The organism is Gemmiger gallinarum (genome assembly GCF_014982805.1).
Taxonomy (GTDB): domain Bacteria; phylum Bacillota; class Clostridia; order Oscillospirales; family Ruminococcaceae; genus Gemmiger; species Gemmiger gallinarum.
Window position 1 is genome coordinate 1 of sequence record NZ_JADCKC010000004.1, and the last position, 16,301, is coordinate 16,301.

Annotated in this window: 14 protein-coding genes and 1 tRNA gene; 14 read left to right on the plus strand and 1 reads right to left on the minus strand. The window is 60.2% G+C overall.

Annotated features, from left to right (window positions below; all coding sequences use genetic code 11):
* Positions 1-834 precede the first annotated feature (834 nt).
* The 13 genes from INF35_RS12585 (at position 835) to INF35_RS12645 (ending at position 14,291) form a co-directional block, all read left to right on the plus strand.
* The gene (locus INF35_RS12585) at positions 835-1,614 is read left to right on the plus strand and encodes a type III pantothenate kinase (RefSeq protein ID WP_193503026.1); all 780 of its coding nucleotides are present in this window, start codon (positions 835-837) and stop codon (positions 1,612-1,614) included.
* 101 nt (positions 1,615-1,715) lie between these two features.
* Positions 1,716-1,792 (plus strand) — tRNA-Asn (locus tag INF35_RS12590).
* 565 nt (positions 1,793-2,357) lie between these two features.
* Entirely contained in the window at positions 2,358-3,143 is a 786-nt protein-coding gene (locus INF35_RS12595; protein WP_193503028.1) for an ABC transporter permease, read from the plus strand.
* A complete protein-coding gene (locus INF35_RS12600) occupies positions 3,119-3,910 on the plus strand; it encodes an ABC transporter ATP-binding protein (RefSeq protein ID WP_193503030.1) in 792 nt (263 codons plus the stop codon). The genes INF35_RS12595 and INF35_RS12600 overlap by 25 nt, the downstream gene beginning before the upstream one ends.
* 62 nt (positions 3,911-3,972) lie before the next feature.
* Positions 3,973-5,052, plus strand: a complete 1,080-nt coding sequence (locus tag INF35_RS12605) for an ABC transporter substrate-binding protein (protein ID WP_193503032.1) — start codon at positions 3,973-3,975, stop codon at positions 5,050-5,052.
* 233 nt (positions 5,053-5,285) lie between these two features.
* Positions 5,286-6,806 (plus strand): sensor histidine kinase, encoded by a 1,521-nt coding sequence (locus INF35_RS12610; RefSeq protein WP_193503034.1) that lies wholly within the window; start codon positions 5,286-5,288, stop codon positions 6,804-6,806.
* Entirely contained in the window at positions 6,803-7,474 is a 672-nt protein-coding gene (locus INF35_RS12615; RefSeq protein ID WP_193503036.1) for a response regulator transcription factor, read from the plus strand. The genes INF35_RS12610 and INF35_RS12615 overlap by 4 nt, the downstream gene beginning before the upstream one ends.
* A gap of 51 nt (positions 7,475-7,525) precedes the next feature.
* Positions 7,526-8,347 carry a sugar phosphate isomerase family gene (locus INF35_RS12620; RefSeq protein WP_193503038.1) on the plus strand — a complete coding sequence of 274 codons (822 nt, stop codon included), beginning with the start codon at positions 7,526-7,528 and terminating at the stop codon, positions 8,345-8,347.
* Between the two features lie 15 nt (positions 8,348-8,362).
* Positions 8,363-9,514, plus strand: coding sequence for an N-acetylglucosamine-6-phosphate deacetylase (gene nagA, locus INF35_RS12625; RefSeq protein WP_193503040.1), 1,152 nt, complete (start codon positions 8,363-8,365; stop codon positions 9,512-9,514).
* A gap of 53 nt (positions 9,515-9,567) precedes the next feature.
* Positions 9,568-10,722, plus strand: coding sequence for a class II fructose-bisphosphate aldolase (locus INF35_RS12630; RefSeq protein WP_193501174.1), 1,155 nt, complete (start codon positions 9,568-9,570; stop codon positions 10,720-10,722).
* Between the two features lie 2 nt (positions 10,723-10,724).
* The gene (locus tag INF35_RS12635) at positions 10,725-11,570 is read left to right on the plus strand and encodes a triose-phosphate isomerase (protein ID WP_193503042.1); all 846 of its coding nucleotides are present in this window, start codon (positions 10,725-10,727) and stop codon (positions 11,568-11,570) included.
* Positions 11,571-11,611: 41 nt separating this feature from the next.
* A complete protein-coding gene (locus tag INF35_RS12640) occupies positions 11,612-13,108 on the plus strand; it encodes a lactate racemase domain-containing protein (RefSeq protein ID WP_193503044.1) in 1,497 nt (498 codons plus the stop codon).
* 13 nt (positions 13,109-13,121) lie between these two features.
* A complete protein-coding gene (locus INF35_RS12645; RefSeq protein WP_193503047.1) occupies positions 13,122-14,291 on the plus strand; it encodes a diphosphate--fructose-6-phosphate 1-phosphotransferase in 1,170 nt (389 codons plus the stop codon).
* Positions 14,292-14,575: 284 nt separating this feature from the next.
* Here INF35_RS12645 and INF35_RS12650 read toward each other — a convergent pair whose 3' ends face one another.
* Positions 14,576-14,764, minus strand: coding sequence for a DUF3873 family protein (locus INF35_RS12650; protein WP_193503048.1), 189 nt, complete (start codon positions 14,762-14,764; stop codon positions 14,576-14,578).
* Positions 14,765-15,060: 296 nt separating this feature from the next.
* Here INF35_RS12650 and INF35_RS12655 point away from each other — a divergent pair, with 296 nt between their 5' ends.
* Entirely contained in the window at positions 15,061-16,260 is a 1,200-nt protein-coding gene (locus INF35_RS12655) for a winged helix DNA-binding domain-containing protein (RefSeq protein ID WP_193503049.1), read from the plus strand.
* Positions 16,261-16,301 lie beyond the last annotated feature (41 nt).

A 16,301-nucleotide genomic window follows, 5' to 3' on the forward strand; every position in this document is an offset into this window, starting at 1 on the left:
GCGCCGCCAGCGTTCGTCCTGAGCCAGGATCAAACTCTTTATAAATGGTATTTAATCACTTACAAAGTGTTAAATCTCTGTAATTTCTCAGACACAATCGCTTGCGTCCTGTCGAATTACTTGTTTTGGAATTGTTTATCGTGTTCTTTCCAAACACGTTCAAGGTTCCACAAGTTTCAGTATTGTTCAATTTTCAAGGTCCTGTGCCGACCGTTTCTCGCGGACAGCTTGTTTATTATATCTCATTGAGTTCCGTTTGTCAAGAACTTTTTTGAAGATTTTTTTGAAGCCGCCCGGCCGTTCGGCCGGTGCTGCTTGAAGCGGCATTGCCTCATCAAAACAGCTTATTTATTTTACCTCACCCAAAGCCTTTTGTCAAGGACTTTTTTCGAGGTTTTTCGCTGCGCTTTCGGCAGCCTTACGAAAGGGTTTCACCGGGTAACTGAGCCTCCCGCAATCAGGAGCAAGTCTCGTTATGTCCGGTTTATCGCCTTTTTTCAGGGCCTGTCGTTCGTGACAGCTTGACTATAATACATCTTCCCAGCTCAAATGTCAACACCTTTTTTGAGGTTTTTCGATAATTTTTTTGCCGCATTTTTGTGCATCCCTTATATCGGTTTTGCTCGATCTCCAAGCCACAAAATATAGGGATTCTTCTTTCTTTGCCAGTCGCCTCACTCCTCAATCGGCATTTGGGGCGGAAAATACCGCTTTTATTATATATACATTATATAAGCAGGGAAAAGTTCTATCCCCATCGGAGAGTCTCACTTGCAATCGCCCTGTTTTCTTTTATAATGGTAAGCACAGGATTTACTGTTTAGGAGGCCCGCCATGCTTTTGGCCATCAATATCGGAAACTCCAACATTGCCTGCGGCGGCTATACCGACGACGGCAAGCTGACTTTCTGTTCCAAGCTTTATTCCGACAGTGCGCTCAGCTCGGACGAACTGACTTATAAAATTGTCGGCATTCTGGATTTGTACGGCGTCTCTCCCCTGGAGATCACCGATGCCATTCTGTCCAGCGTGGTGCCCGCTCTCACCCCCCGGGTGCGGGAGGCCATCGGCAAGCTGAGCCAGGCGCCCCTCATGACGGTGGGCCCCGGCCTCAAGAGCGGCGTGCGCATCCGCATGGACAACCCCGCTCAGCTGGGCGGCGAGCTGCTGTGTGCCGCGGTGTCCGCCCTGCGCCTGGTCAAACCTCCCGTCATCGTCATGACGGTGGATACCGCCATCACTATGCTGGCCATTGACAGCGCCGGCAGCATTGTGGGCGGCGCCATTCTGCCCGCGCCCCAGCTGGCCCTGACTGCCCTGGTGCGCAACACCGCCCAGCTGCCGCAGGTGGAAATCGAAAGCCGTCCCAAGGGCATTCTGGGCTCCAACACCGCCGACAGCCTGCAGAGCGGCATTGTCAACGGTTCCGCGGCCATGATGGAGGGCATGATCGGCCGTTTCCGCCAGGCCCTGAACGCCCCCGAGGCTCCTGTCATCGCCACCGGCTCCCTGCCCGACAGCATCCGGGAGTCCTGCAGCATTCCCATCCTCTACCGGGAGACGCTGATCCTGGACGGCCTTTACGCCATCTGGCGCCGCAATGCCCGCCGCTGAATCCCATGCCGGAACTTTCTGCATTTTTTGCAAAAAAGTGCTTGACAAACCACATACCCGGGGCTATAATAAAAAAGCTGATTCGTTCAGCGGTTATCTATTGCCCCTTAGCTCAGTCGGTTAGAGCACCTGACTGTTAATCAGGGTGTCCTCGGTTCAAGTCCGAGAGGGGCAGCCATCAAGACGGAAGAACTTCGGTTCTTCCGTCTTTTTGTTTTGTCCAGCGCCCCGTCCGCCGGACATTGTCCCAGAAAAAGGCATTTCTTTCTGTCACTCTTATCCAAGCCGCTCCTGTGAGCCCCTGTAAGGCTGCTCCGGTTTGCTCTTCATTTTTCACATTTTTGTCCCTGCTGCCTTTTCCCCGTGCATCGCACGTTTTCACACTTTGAAGCGTGAAACACCCGGGTCCGCAGTCGGGTTTGACCCACAGACTCTTGACACGTGTGTAACAGGGCGCTACAATGAGCGCAATGATTGATCAGCCACAAAGCGGTGGAACGAAAGTTCCGCCGCTTTGTTTTTGTCCCGGGCCGTATTGTCCCTTTTTTGCCACTCTGGTACATGATATTGCCTCAGAGCGCCCCCTGTTTTTTGTGCACTGTCCATAAAAGACAGGGGGATAAAAGTTCCCCCTTTTAGTCAGTATCTTTTTCCGTTATACTTGAGACAACGGTAAAGCAACTATGGAACGCAGCATCGACCGAAAACGGTGCTGCAAAGAAAAAAGAAGGCAGGGTGATTCCGTGAACAAAAAGTCAGGCGGTCTGGCAGATCGGATCCCGACCAAAGTCTGGCTGCTCATTTCTCTGGCAGCCGCACTTATCGTCTGGACGATCCTTTCTATCATTCCGGTCACATCCAGAAGTTTCCCCAACGTAATCGTAACAATCCAGCAGATCAAGGTCATGTACGACCGCGGCGTACTGCTCACCGATATCGGCAGTAGCTTGATCTCGGTCGGCGCCGGCTACGTCATCGGCTTCGTCATCTCGCTGCCTGTGGCCATCCTGATGGCCTGGTACGTCCCGGTCCGCAACATTCTGCAGCCGTGGATCTCCTTTATCCGCAACATTCCCCCTCTGGCCTACGTCCCGCTGATTGTTCTGTCCGCCGGCATCGGCCGCCGCCCGCAGATCATCACCATCACCATCGCAACCTTCCTCATCATGTGCATCACCATCTACCAGGGCGTTATGAACATTGATGAGACCCTCATCCGTGCCGCCCGGGTCCTGGGTGCCAAGGACCGGGACATCTTCATCCGGGTCATCGCACCGGCCAGCCTGCCCTTCATCATGACGGCCATCCGTCTGGGCGCTTCCACCGCGCTGACCACCCTGATCGCCGCCGAATCCACCGGCGCCATGGCCGGCCTGGGCATGCGTATCCGCACACTGAACTCCAACTTCGATACCGACCCCATGCTGCTGTACATCATCATCATCGGCATTATCGGCTTGATTATCGAGAAAGTGATTGACTTTGCAGAAAGGAAACTGACAGGATGGCAGGAGAAACGAGAAGCGTAAAGGTCAAGATTGACAACGTCAAGATGATCTTTAATACCCGCAAGGGTCAGATGACCGCCCTCAACGGCGTCAATCTGGACATTCACGAGAACGAATTCATCACCGTCGTCGGCCCGTCGGGCTGCGGCAAATCCACCTTGCTGAACATCATCGCCGGCCTTCTGCAGCCTTCCTCGGGCGAGGTCCTCTGCAACGGCCAGAAGGTGGAGGGCGTCGGCCGTGAGCGCGGCGTCGTCTTCCAGCAGTACGCCCTCTTCCCCTGGCTGACGGTCAAGAAGAACGTCTGCTTCGCCCTGGAGATGCGGGGCATCAAGGGCGCCGAGGCCGAGAAAGAGGCCATGCGCTATCTGCAGATGGTCGATCTGGAGAAATTCGCCGACCACTATCCCAAGGAGCTGTCCGGCGGCATGAAGCAGCGCGTCGCCATCGCCCGCGCCTACGCCGCCGAGCCGGAGATCCTGCTTATGGACGAGCCTTTCGGCGCGCTGGACGCCCAGACCCGTACCCAGCTGCAGACCGACCTGCTCAACACCTGGGAGAAAAAACAGAAGACCTGCTTCTTCATCACCCACGATGTGGAGGAGGCCATCATTCTGGGCCAGCGCTGCGTCATCATGAGCGCACGCCCCGGCCGCATCAAGAAGATCATCGACATCGACATCCCCTATCCCCGCACTCAGGAGACCCGCATGAGCCCCCGTTTCAACGAGCTGAAAAACGAGATCTGGGGCGAGGTCTACAAGGAGTATCTGGAAGTCCGCAAATAATCCCGGTACGAACGGGCGCCCGCCGGGTCCCGCACTGATACAGAATTGGAGGAAAGAAACACATGAAAAAACTGCTTGCAACCCTGACAGCTGCAGCCCTAGCTCTGAGCCTGGCGGCCTGCAGTTCCCCCAGCTCCACCAGCACCGACACTTCGTCCACCGCACCGGACAGCAGCTCTGCTGCCACCACCGAGGGCGCTGATGCTGCGGATACCGCAACCTCTCAGGAGCCCATCACCCTGAACATCGCCTACATGCCCAACTACGCCAGCCTGGTCGAGGTTGTCACCGCCGAGCAGATGGGCTACTTCGAGGAGGAGGGCATCACCGTCAACCTGAACTCCTTCGCCGACGGCCCCACCATCATCGCCGCCATGGAGAACGGCTCCATTGATATCGGCTACATCGGTTCCGGCGCTCACAAGCTGTGCATCAACGGCCAGGCCAAGATCTTCTGCTTCGCTCACGTGGGCAACGGCGACGCCGTCATGGCTCTGTCCGACCACGGCATCACCACCGCCGCCGACCTGAAGGGCAAGAAGGTCGGTTACGCTTCCGGTACTTCCAGCGAAGCCATCCTGCAGCAGACCCTGACCCAGGCCGGCCTGACCATGGATGACATCGAAGCTTACGAGATGGACGCTTCCGGCATCGTTAGCGCCATGATCTCCGGTTCTCTGGATGCCTGCGCTCTGTGGAGCCCCAGCACCCTGGCCGTTGAGGAAGAGCTGGGCGACAACGTGGTCGTTCTGGCCGACAACCTGAGCTTCTCCGACACTTCCGCTTCCATCTCCTCCTGGATCTGCATGGCAAACTACGCCGAGACCAACCGCGACAACCTGCTGCGCTTCACCCGCGCCCTGTACAAGGCCAAAGATTACCGCGCCGATCCCGCCAATGCCGAGCAGATCAGCCAGTGGATCGCTTCCGAGTGCGCTCTGGATTACGACACTGTTTACTCTCAGCGCGGCGACGCCGAGTGGCTCACCAGCCAGGAAATGATCGATCAGATCAACGACGGCACCATTGAGTCGCTGTACAAGTCTCAGCAGAACGCTTTCATCGCCAGCGGCGATGTGGCTGCGGAAGTTCCTGTTGAAGACTACGTCATGTTCGACCTGATGCTTGAGGCTGCCGAATAAAACGCGGCCCCGTGCATCCCGCTGACCGATAGAAAATAAAGACGGGGCACATACCAAAGGCGTGTCCCGTCTTTTTCATCGGCAAAGCACTTTCCCGTACAAAACTCCTTTTTTCGGCACAAGTTGCCCGGCAGCGTTTTTACACGGCAAAAGATTGTCTTTCTTTTCACTTTTTACTATAATAAAATTAACAAACAATTTGTTTTTCAGCCATTAAACAAATGGAGTGCATCATGCCGTTGATCGTTGCTGCCGGCCTTCTGGCCGTATCGGTTGCTTTTTCGATCCTCAAGCGCCAGAGAGGTTACTTTTTGCTTGCGGGTCTGTCCGCCAGCCTGTTTGTTTACCTGCTGTTCACCCTGATCTACATTGCCAAAAAGGGCGGCGTTGGGGAACAGCTCAGTTTCATTCTGTTTGTGGCCCCCGGCTTCCGGACCTTTCTCCAGTATTTGCAGCTGACTCTGCCCCAGCTGGGTTACAGCATGGCCGTGGGGCGCTACCTGTTCCCCTGGCTGTTTCTTCTCACAGCGCTGGACCATTCCAGCACCGCACGAATGCACGGTCTGCTTAAATTTACCGTTCCTTCCGCGCTGCTGCCGGTTTTTTCGCTGATTCTGTATTATCCCAGTGTTTTTCAGGCTGTCGCTTACAATGAGTCCCGCCAGCACATGGCTGTGACATTTTCTCTTGTGTGGGTGTTTGCCTATCTGATTCTGGGCTGTGCCATTCTGCTGCACGGTATGCGCAGCACCCGCATCCGCTACATCCGCAATCTGGAGCTCATCGTCCGGGTGCTGCTCATCAGCATTGCCGTCCTGTTTGCCTCCTATGCTCCCCAGGATCCGGCGCAGGTCTATCTCTTCTATCGGGAGACCTACATGTCCTCCCTGGGCCTGTGGTATCTGAACCCCTATCTTTCTCCGGCCATGTACGCAGCCATCCTGCTGGTCAATGCCGTCTCGTTGCTGCTCAGCATCTTCTCCATGATGACGGTGGCCAAGATGGAATGGAGCGAGACGCAGGACGATATCCGCCTGGAGCGCAAGTATGACATTGCCCGCACCGGCGGCGGGGTCTTCATGCACGGCATCAAGAACCAGCTGCTGGCCAACCGGGTGCTTTGCCGCCGCCTTAATGAGGCGCTGGAGGCCGACACCCCCGACCTGGAGCAGGTTCGGCTGTGCGCCAGCCAGCTGGCCGACAACACCGACGGCATGCTCTCCCATGTACAGGAGCTGTACAAGAGTCTCAAATCCAATTCTCTCTCCATGCGGCTGTGCAGCCTGGATGAGATTCTGGACGGCGCAGTCCGGAGCCTTTCCAAAAAGTATCCCACCGCCGCCGTCACCGTCTCTCCCCCCTGCGGCCTGTCGGTCCTGGCCGACCCCGCCCACCTGCAGTCGGCGCTGAGCAACCTGCTCATCAACGGCTGGGAAGCTACCGTTTCCGCCGGACGCAGCGATCCCCTGCGCCTGTCGGTGCAGGAAAAAAACACCTTTCTTGTCATCAGCGTGCAGGACAGCGGCACCGGCATCAGTAAGTATGACATGAAGAGGATCTTTGAGCCGTTCTATTCCAGCAAGAGTTCCAACTCCAACTGGGGCATGGGACTTTATTATGTACGCACGATCATAAAAAGGCATATGGGCACTCTCAAAGTGGAAAGCAGCTACGGCAAAGGTTCCTGTTTCTATGTTCTGCTGCCCAAGCTTCTTCCCGAGCACACCTCCAGAAAGGGGAACACCAAGTCATGAGTATCCGTATCCTTGTGGTCGACGACAACGACATCCTGCGGGAGGATCTCTGCCAGCAGCTGGCCAAACAGCCCGACTTTACCGTGGCGGGCAGCGCCTCCAGCGGCGCCGAGGCGGTGCGTCTGGCAATGGAGGTCGAATGCGACCTCATCCTCATGGATATCGAGATGGAAAGCATCCGCGCCGGCATCGACGCGGCCACCCAGATCCATTCCCGGCGCCCCAAGCTCCAGATCATCTATCTGACTGCCCATGACAACGACGACATGATCCTCACCGCCATGGCCACCGGCGCCGTGGACTACTTTGTCAAGGGCAGCGACAACGACGAGCTCTACCGTCACATCCGCATGGCTTACGAGGGCAATCCCATCATGAGCGCCCACACGCAGGAGGTCATGCTGCGGGAATACTCCCGCCTGCGCCGCAACGAGTTCAGTCTGTTGTATTTTGTCAACACGCTTGCGTCGCTGACGCCCACCGAGCGCACCCTCATCCGCTATCTTCTGCAGGGCCTCAACGCCCGGCAGATCAGCGAGATCCGGGTGGTGGGCATCGAGACCGTCAAGTCCCAGATCCACAGCATCCGGGAAAAGTTCGGCTGTACCCGTACCAAGGAGATCGTCGCCTTCATCCGGCAGCTGGGACTGGAACATCTGTTTTTGTAAGACCGCATCTTCACATATCGTATTCCAACCATTGAAAGGAGAAAAAGCAAGATGGACAAGGCATATTATCATATTTCTGAAGCACAGCTGGGCGAGGGCTCCAAGATTCCTCTCGTCAAGATGGAGAACTCGGAGGCCGTCTTCCGCAAGCTGGCCGACATCATGGCCGACTGCATCGTGGAGAACAACGCCGCCGGCCGCCGCACCGTCTTTATCTGCCCCGTTGGCCCTGTGGGCCAGTACCCCTTCTTTGTGGAGCGGGTCAACAAGGAGCGCATCAGCCTGAAGAACGTCTGGTTCTTCAACATGGACGAGTACCTCAACGACGACGGCAGCTATATCGACGCTTCCAATCCTCTGTCCTTCCGGGGCTTCATGGACCGTGTGGTCTACACCCAGATCGACCCTGAGCTGGTCATGCCCCCGGAGCAGCGCGTCTTCCCCGACCCGGCCGATCCTTCCCGCGGCGACCGCATGATCGAGGAGCTGGGCGGTGTGGACATCGCTTTCGGCGGCATCGGCATCACCGGCCATCTGGCCTTCAACGAGCCCCAGCCCGAGCTGTCCTGTGAGGAGTTTGCCGCTCTGCCCACCCGCGTGCTGGACATCCATGCCGAGACCCGCGCCACCAACTCGGTGGGCGATCTGGGCGGTGCCCTGGAGTGCATGCCCAAGCGCTGCGTCACCATCGGCATGAAGCAGATCCTCTCCGCCAAAAAGATCCGCCTGGGCGTCTTCCGTGACTGGCACCGCGCCGTCGTCCGCCGCGCCGGTTACGGCGACCAGACTGCGGATTTCCCCGTCACCCTGGCCCAGAACCATCCCGATGTTCAGATCCTCATCAATGACGTTGCTGCCAAGCAGCCCTACTGAGAGGAGGCCGCCATCATGTCGGATGTTCTCTTCAAAAATGCCCGGGTCTACCGGGATCACGCCTTTGAAACGGCGGACGTTCTGGTCTGCGGCGGCAAGATCGACGGCATCGGCCCGGAGCTCAACGCCCCCGCCGGCTGTGAGGTGGTGGACCTGACCGGTCTGACGCTGGTCCCCGGCTTCATTGACCTGCACACCCACGGCGGCAACGGCATTGATGTCAACGCCGCCACCGCCCAGGACCTGGACAGCATCGGTGCTTTCTTTGCCAAACACGGCACCACCGGCTGGCAGTGCAGCATCCTCACCGACACCGAGGAACAGACCCTCTGGTGCATCGACCAGGCCAAGGCCGCCATGGCGGCGCCGGCCACCGGCGCCAAGCTGCTGGGCATCCACCTGGAAGGCCCCTTCCTGGCACCCGAGTACAAGGGCGCCATGCCGGAAGACCTGCTGCGCAAGGGCGATGCCGAGCTGTTCCGCCGCTACCAGAAGGCCGCCGAGGGCGCCATCCATTACATGACCGTCTCCCCCGAGGTGGAGGGCGTGCCTGAGATGATCGCCGAGATTGCCGGCGAGGTCACCATTGCCATCGGCCACTCCGGCGCCGACTACGAGACCGCCATGCAGGCCATTGCCAACGGCGCCAAGGTCTGCACCCACACCTTCAATGCCATGGGCCTGTTCCACCAGCACCGCCCCGGCATGATGGGCGCGGCCCTGGAAAGCGATATCTTCTGCGAGGCCATCTGTGACGGCCGCCATTTGCATCCCGGTTCCGTCCGTATGCTGCTCAAGTGCAAGGGCTGGGACAAGGTGGTCGCCATCACCGACAGCATCCAGGCCGCCGGTCTGCCTGACGGTCACTACAAGCTGGGCGTCAACGACGTGGTGGTGGTGGACGGCGACGCCAAGCTGGCCAGCACCGGTGTGCGCGCCGGCAGCACCCTGTCCCAGGACACCGCCCTGCGCAACATTATGGCCTTCACCGGCCATCCCGCCGAGGATGTCATTCCCCTGCTCAGCGAAAACCCCGCCCGGGCGGTGGGAATCTTCGACCGCAAGGGCAGCATCGAGACCGGCAAGGACGCCGATTTTGCCGTGTTTGACGCCGACTGGACCGTCCGCCGCACAATTGTCGGCGGAACGACGGTTTATCAGGCTTGACACACGTGTGTATTTGAAATACAATGGAGAAAAAATAGAGGAGGAACCCCCATATGCTGGTACCCATGAGAGCCATTCTGGAAGCCGCCGACAAGTACCGTTACGGTCAGGCCGCTTTCAACATGAACAGCGTCGGCCAGATCGAAGCCGCCATCCGCATCCATGAGCTGCTGCGCTCCGGCGCCATTCTGCAGGGCGCGGAGGCGTCCAACGCCTACATGAGCGGCGAGCTGGACTTCATGCACGGCACTCCCGAGCAGAAGGCCGTCGGCGCAAAGAACATCGGCGACACCGTCAAGAAGTACGGCGCCGACAGCCCGATCCCCATTGCCCTGCATCTGGACCACGGCAAGACGCTGGAAAGCGTCAAGGCCTGCATCGCCGGCGGCTACACCTCCGTCATGATCGACGGCAGCAGCCTGCCCTATGAGGACAACGTGGAGCTGACCCGCGAGGTCGTCAAGTATGCCCATCCCTACGGCGTCACCGTCGAGGGCGAGCTGGGTGTGCTGGCCGGCGTGGAAGACCACGTCTTCAGCGCCACCTCCACCTACACCAACCCCATGCAGGCCGTCGACTTCTTCAAGAAGACCGGCTGCGACGCCCTGGCCATCAGCTACGGCACCTGCCACGGCGCCAACAAGGGCAAGGACACCAAGATCCGCCGCGAGATCGCCATCGCCACCAAGGAGTGCATGCTCCACGAGGGCATCAGCGGTTTCCTGGTCAGCCATGGTTCCTCCACCGTGCCCCAGGAGTACGTTCAGCAGATCAACGCCATGGGCGGCCAGCTGGAGAACGCCTTCGGCATCGACGTGGCCCAGCTGGTGGACGTGGCCCACTGCGGCATCAACAAGATCAACGTGGACACCGACATCCGTCTGGCCTGCACCCGCAACATCATGGAGCTGTTCCGCGACCATCCCGAGCTGAAGGAGAGCCCCTCCATCGGCCAGGTCTACCGCGATATGGCAGCCAATCCCAAGAACTTCGATCCCCGCAACTACACCGCTTCCATCATGGACGCCATCCTCTACGGCAAGATCGCCGACGAGGACGTGGCCAAGGTGGTGGAGTGCATGAAGAACGGCGTCACCGAGTCCATCGCTCCCCTGCTGGTCCAGTTCGGCAGCTACCGCAAGAGCAACCTCATCGAGCCCGTCACCTGCGAGCAGATGGCCGACCGCTACAAGAAGGAGGGCATCTGAGCATGAAGCACATCTTCCTCAACCTCAAGCGCTTTGACGTACCCGTGGAGATGGGCGGCGTCAACCGTCTGGCCCCCGTGGCCGACTGGGGCAAAGCCATTGTGGAAGGCACCCAGGACGGCCTGGCTGCCTACGACAAGAATGAAGTAGAGTTCGCCGCCTACCTGCCCGAGGCTCACCTCCTCAGCGCCGCAGCCGCCCGCAAGCCGGGCTGTGCTTTGCAGCTGGGCTGCCAGGGCGTGTTCCGCGCCGACACCGCCGTGGGCGGCAACTTCGGTGCCTTCACCACCAACCGTCCCGCATCCGCTGCGGTGGCCCTGGGCTGCGAGAGTGTCCTCATCGGCCACTGCGAGGAGCGCAACGACAAGATGGGCATCCTGGCCGAGGCTGGCGTCACCGGGCTGGAGGCTTCCCGCGCCGTCAACCGCCTGCTGAATCAGGAGATCCGCTGCGCCGTGGCCCGTGGCATGACGGTGCTCTACTGCATCGGTGAAAAGAGCGAGGAGCAGGACAACTGGGAGCAGGTGCTGGGCGAGCAGCTGTCCATCGGCCTGGAAGGCGTGGACAAGAGCAAGGTCGTCATCGCCTACGAGCCCGTCTGGTCCATCGGCCCCGGCAAGACCCCGGCCGACAAGCCCTACATCACCAAAATTGCCCGCTTCGTCAAGGAGCAGACCGGCGGCATGGACGTGGTCTACGGCGGCGGCCTGAAATCCGACAACGCCGCCATGCTGGCCTCCATCCCCGAGATCGACGGCGGCCTCATCGCCCTCACCCGCTTTGCCGGTGAGATCGGCTTCTACCCCGAGGAATATCTGGAGATCATCCGCCTGTATCTGGGCAAGTGAATCCGCCCTACCACACCGTAAAACAGCAAAGGAGCGTTATCATGAAGCATTTTGAGTTTGAGTACGGCGCCGGCACCATGGGTGCGGATCTGCCCGATTCCACCGACGAATTCATCCCCGGCATCACGGTGCCCGACCCGGACTATATCCCCGAGGACAAGCTGGAAGCCGCTTACCGTGAGAGCCTGGACCATCCCATCGGCATGCCCACCGTCAAGGAGCTGGCCCACAAGGGCAGCAAGGTGGTCTTCGTCGTGCCCGACCGCGTCAAGGGCGGCGAGCAGCCCACCAGCCACCGCAAGCTGTCCATCAAGTACATCCTGAAAGACCTGTACAGCGTGGGCGTGGAGAAGAAGGACATCCTGTTCATCATCTCCAACGGCCTGCATCCCCGCTCCACCGACAAGGACGCTCTGGCCATCTTCGGACCCGAGCTGTACAACCAGTTCTGGCCCACCGGTCAGATCATCAGCCATGACTCCGAGGACCCGGACAACATGGTGGATCTGGGCTTCACCAAGCGGGGCGACCCCGTGTGGATGAACCGCATGGTCTTTGAAGCCGACCTGCCCATCCTCATCGGCCACGTCAACGGCAACCCCTACGGCGGCTACTCCGGCGGCTACAAGCACAGCGCCACCGGCATCACCAACTGGAAGAGCATCGCCAGCCACCATGTGCCTTCCGTCATGCACCGGGACGACTTCACCCCCGTCAACAACGGCAGCCTGATGCGGGACAAGTTCAACGAGATCTCCATGCACATGGAGGAGAAGATGGGCCACCCCTTCTTCTGCTGCGACGCCGTTCTCGACTCCAAGAGCCGCCAGATCGCCATCTTCTCCGGCTATGCCAAGGAAATGATGCCCGAGAGCTGGAAGGTGGCCGACAAGCGCACCTACGTCCACTGGGCGGAGAAGAAGTACGATGTCCTCGTCTTTGGTATGCCCCAGAAGTTCCACTACGGCGACGGCATGGGCACCAACCCCATCATGATGATGCAGGCCCTGTCCGCCCAGGTGCTGCGCTTCAAGCGCGTCATGAGCGACCACTGCGTCATTATCTGCTCCTCCCTGTGCAACGGCTTCTTCAACGACAAGAAGTGGCCCTACCTGCGGGAGTGCTACGAGTGGTTCCAGCATGACCAGATGAACCAGCTGCCCGACATGAACCGTCTGGGCGAGTACTTTGCCACCAACGAGGAGTACATCCGCAAGTACCGCTTCACCAACGCCTTCCATCCCTTCCACGGCTTCTCCATGATGAGCTGCGGCCACATCGCCGAGATGAACACCAGCGCCATCTACATTGTCGGCGCCGAGGATCCGGGCTATGCCCGCGGCATGGGCCTCAAGACCCGCGCCACCTTCGAGGAGGCTTTGGAGGACGCCAAGAAGAAGTATGTGGGCGAGAACCCCAACATTCTGGCTCTGCCCCTGACCTTTAAGACCACCAGCGTCCATCTGTGCATGAAGAACCCCGCCGACGACTGCATGGACGAGTACGGCCATCGCCACGGCGGCTGCGGCTGCGGCTGAAAGGAGGCCGCTCATGGCCGGTAATCTTCTCATCGTACACGGCGGCGGTCCCACCGCCGTCATCAACTCCTCCCTGTACGGGGCCATCCGTCAGGCCCAGGACTGCCCGCTGGTGGACCGCGTCTATGCGGCCATCGGCGGCACCGGCGGCCTGCTGAAGGAAAAACTGCGGGATGTCACCGACCTGCCCGACGCGGAACTCCGGGGCCTGCTGTCCAGCCCGGCGTCCGCCATCGGCACCAGCCGGGACGCCCTGGAAGCCCCCGAGTATGAGGCCATGGTGCCCATTCTTGAAAAATACGGTATCCGCTATGTTCTCATGAACGGCGGCAATGGCACCATGGACACCTGCGGCAAGCTGTATGCCCGCTGCGCCGAACGGGGCATCAACGTCATCGGCATCCCCAAGACCATGGACAACGACCTGGCCATCACCGACCACTCGCCGGGCTTCGGCAGTGCGGCACGGTACATGGCGGGCAGCGTGGCGGAGGTCTGCTGCGACGTGGAGGGCCTGCCCATCCACATTGTGGTGGTGGAAGCCCTGGGCCGCAATGCGGGCTGGGTCACGGCGGCGGCATCCCTTGCCACCGACAGCTATGCCCACGGCCCGGACCTGATCTACCTGCCCGAGCGCGCCTTCAAGGAGGAAGAGTTCCTCTGCGACGTGGAGCAGCTCATTAAAACCAAGGGTCACGGTGTGGTGGTGGCCAGCGAGGGCCTGCACTACGCCGACGGCACCCCCATTGTGGAGCCCATCTTCACCGTGGGCCGGGCCACCTATTTCGGCGACGTGTCCGCCCATCTGGCCAACCTCATCACCAAAAAGCTGGGCTACAAGGCCCGTGCGGAGAAGCCGGGCCTGCTGGGCCGGGCGTCCATCGCCTGGCAGAGCGACACCGACCGCACCGAGGCGGAGCTCTGCGGCCGTGCGGCAGTGGATGCCGTCACCACCGGCCAGAGCGGCAAGATGGTGGCTTTGCGCCGTGTCCCGGGGCCCAATTACCGCTGCGAGACCTTCCTCGTGGACATCCAGGAAGTCATGATGACCGAGCGCAAACTGCCCGACGAGTTCATCAATGCCCGGGGCAACAACATTACCGAGGCTTTCAAGGAGTGGTGCCGCCCCCTCATCGGCGCACCGCTGCCCAAGCTCATGGACCTGCGCCCCGACGAGGACTGATGCCCTCCTGAGCCGCTGATTTCCGCCTGCCTTTGCACGATCCCCCCCTGATCGCAAGCATTCCTGCATCGCAGACGGACAGCGCCGTATGGTTGCTTTCTTTTCTCCACATTCCAAGACGGAGCCGTACCCGACTGCCTCCCGCTCCCGAGGGGCGGCAGAAGGGTCACGGCTCCGTCTTGTTATGTGTTATACAGGGCGCTAAAAAGCCCGGCCGTCCGGGGAAATCATCCCAGACGGCCGGGCTGTATCTGTATCATGCAGACTCCGTGGCAGTTGGAGGCTCAATACCGCTCACGGCGGGCCATCCAGTCCTCGCACAGATTCCGGGCTTCCTCCACGCTGCGGCAGACACAGGAAAAGAATTCCCCACGCTCCGAACGATAAGAATACTCCACGCGTTTCTGGCCGTTTTTGTTTGCCGCAAAAGGAACGCAGCGTTCCTGGCCGGGCAGCAGATATGCAACTTCCACAAGATCGCCCCTCTATATGTTGTGATGCTGCCGGCCGCATTTTGACCCGCAACGGTTCTTATCTTATCACAGCGGCCGCTTTTTTTGAATGGACTTTCGGCACGCACCGAATCCCGCCCCCCGGCGGCCGTTCAGCTGCCGGGGCTTGCATTATTGTTGCGGCGGAGCCGGTTCGACGGTTTTCGCGCTTTCTTTTTGTCAAAAACGACGGGGAAAATCCAGCCTTCCCGCTCTCCTTTTGAGGCAGAGATGCGCTATAATTTTTATAAGAATCTCTTCCCGAAAGGAGCCCTGCCATGGAACTGACCACTCCCAGGGTATGTGCGCTGCGTCTGCACGCCCATCATCTGGACCAGCCTCTGCCAGCCGACGGGCTGCTGCAGGCCGCCGGGGCCTGCGGGCTTCAGAACTCCCCGCCCGGCGCGTGGGAGACGGCCGCCTTCAACCGGGTGGAGGGGTGCTCGGTCTGTTCGCTGCACACCGCTCTCTATCACGACAAGACACTGCTGCAGGCATGGAGCTGGCGGGGTGTGCCTGCGGTCTTTCCCACCCGGGATGCCGGGGTGTTCCTGACGCCGCTGTGCGCCCGCCCGGGGGAGGACCCCTGGATCTACACCAAGGGCATCGGGCTGGCACTGGACTTTCTGGGCATGAGCTTTGAGGAACTTCTGCCCGTGGTGCGGCAGGCCTGCCGCTGTCTGGACAGCGAGACCGTCCGCAGCAAGGAAAGCCTGGACCAGCGTCTGGCTGACGCTGCCCGGGACAGCCTGCCCCCGGACAAGCGTCCCCTGTGGGATGCCCCCACCATGTACGGGCGGCCTGACCGGCAGACGGTGGGCGGGGCGGTCGTATCCTTTCTGCTGCGGCCCTGTTCCTTTGAGGGCCGGGTGGTTTTTGGGGAGCGCAGCGGCCCCACCCCCACCTTCACCTCCATGGCGCGCTGGCTGGGCAGTCTGCCGCCCGCCGTCCCCGACGGGGAAGCCGAGCTGGTCCGCCGCTTCCTGCATTGCTACGGTCCCGCTCTGCCCGGGGATTTTGCCGACTGGCTGGGAGCCAGCCCCGCGCAGGCAGCCCGGCTTTGGAACGCTTTGCCCCCGGAGGAAGCCGTCAACGTGACGGTGGAGGGCAAGCGCCGCCGGATGCTGGCCGCAGACCTGACTGCCGCCCACACCCTGCCGGAGCCAGACCCGGACCGTGTCCTGCTGCTGGGGCCCCACGACCCTTATCTGGACCTTCGGGACCGGGGACTCATTCTGCCGGACAAAAAGCGGCAGCGGGCGGTGTGGCGTACGGTGGGCAACCCGGGAGTGATCTTGCAGGGCGGATGCGTGGCGGGCATCTGGCGCACCCGGACGGTGCGAAACGGGCTGGAACTCACCCTCACCCCATGGGAGCAACCCTCCCCCGCCCTGCGCGCCCGGCTTGCTGAACTGGCAGAGGCTTACGCCGCCTTCCGCCTGCTTCCTCTGCACAAATGCACAGTGGAGGCCGGGTAAACACCCTGCTATTTGCCAACATCATAAACCGTAAACAAGCG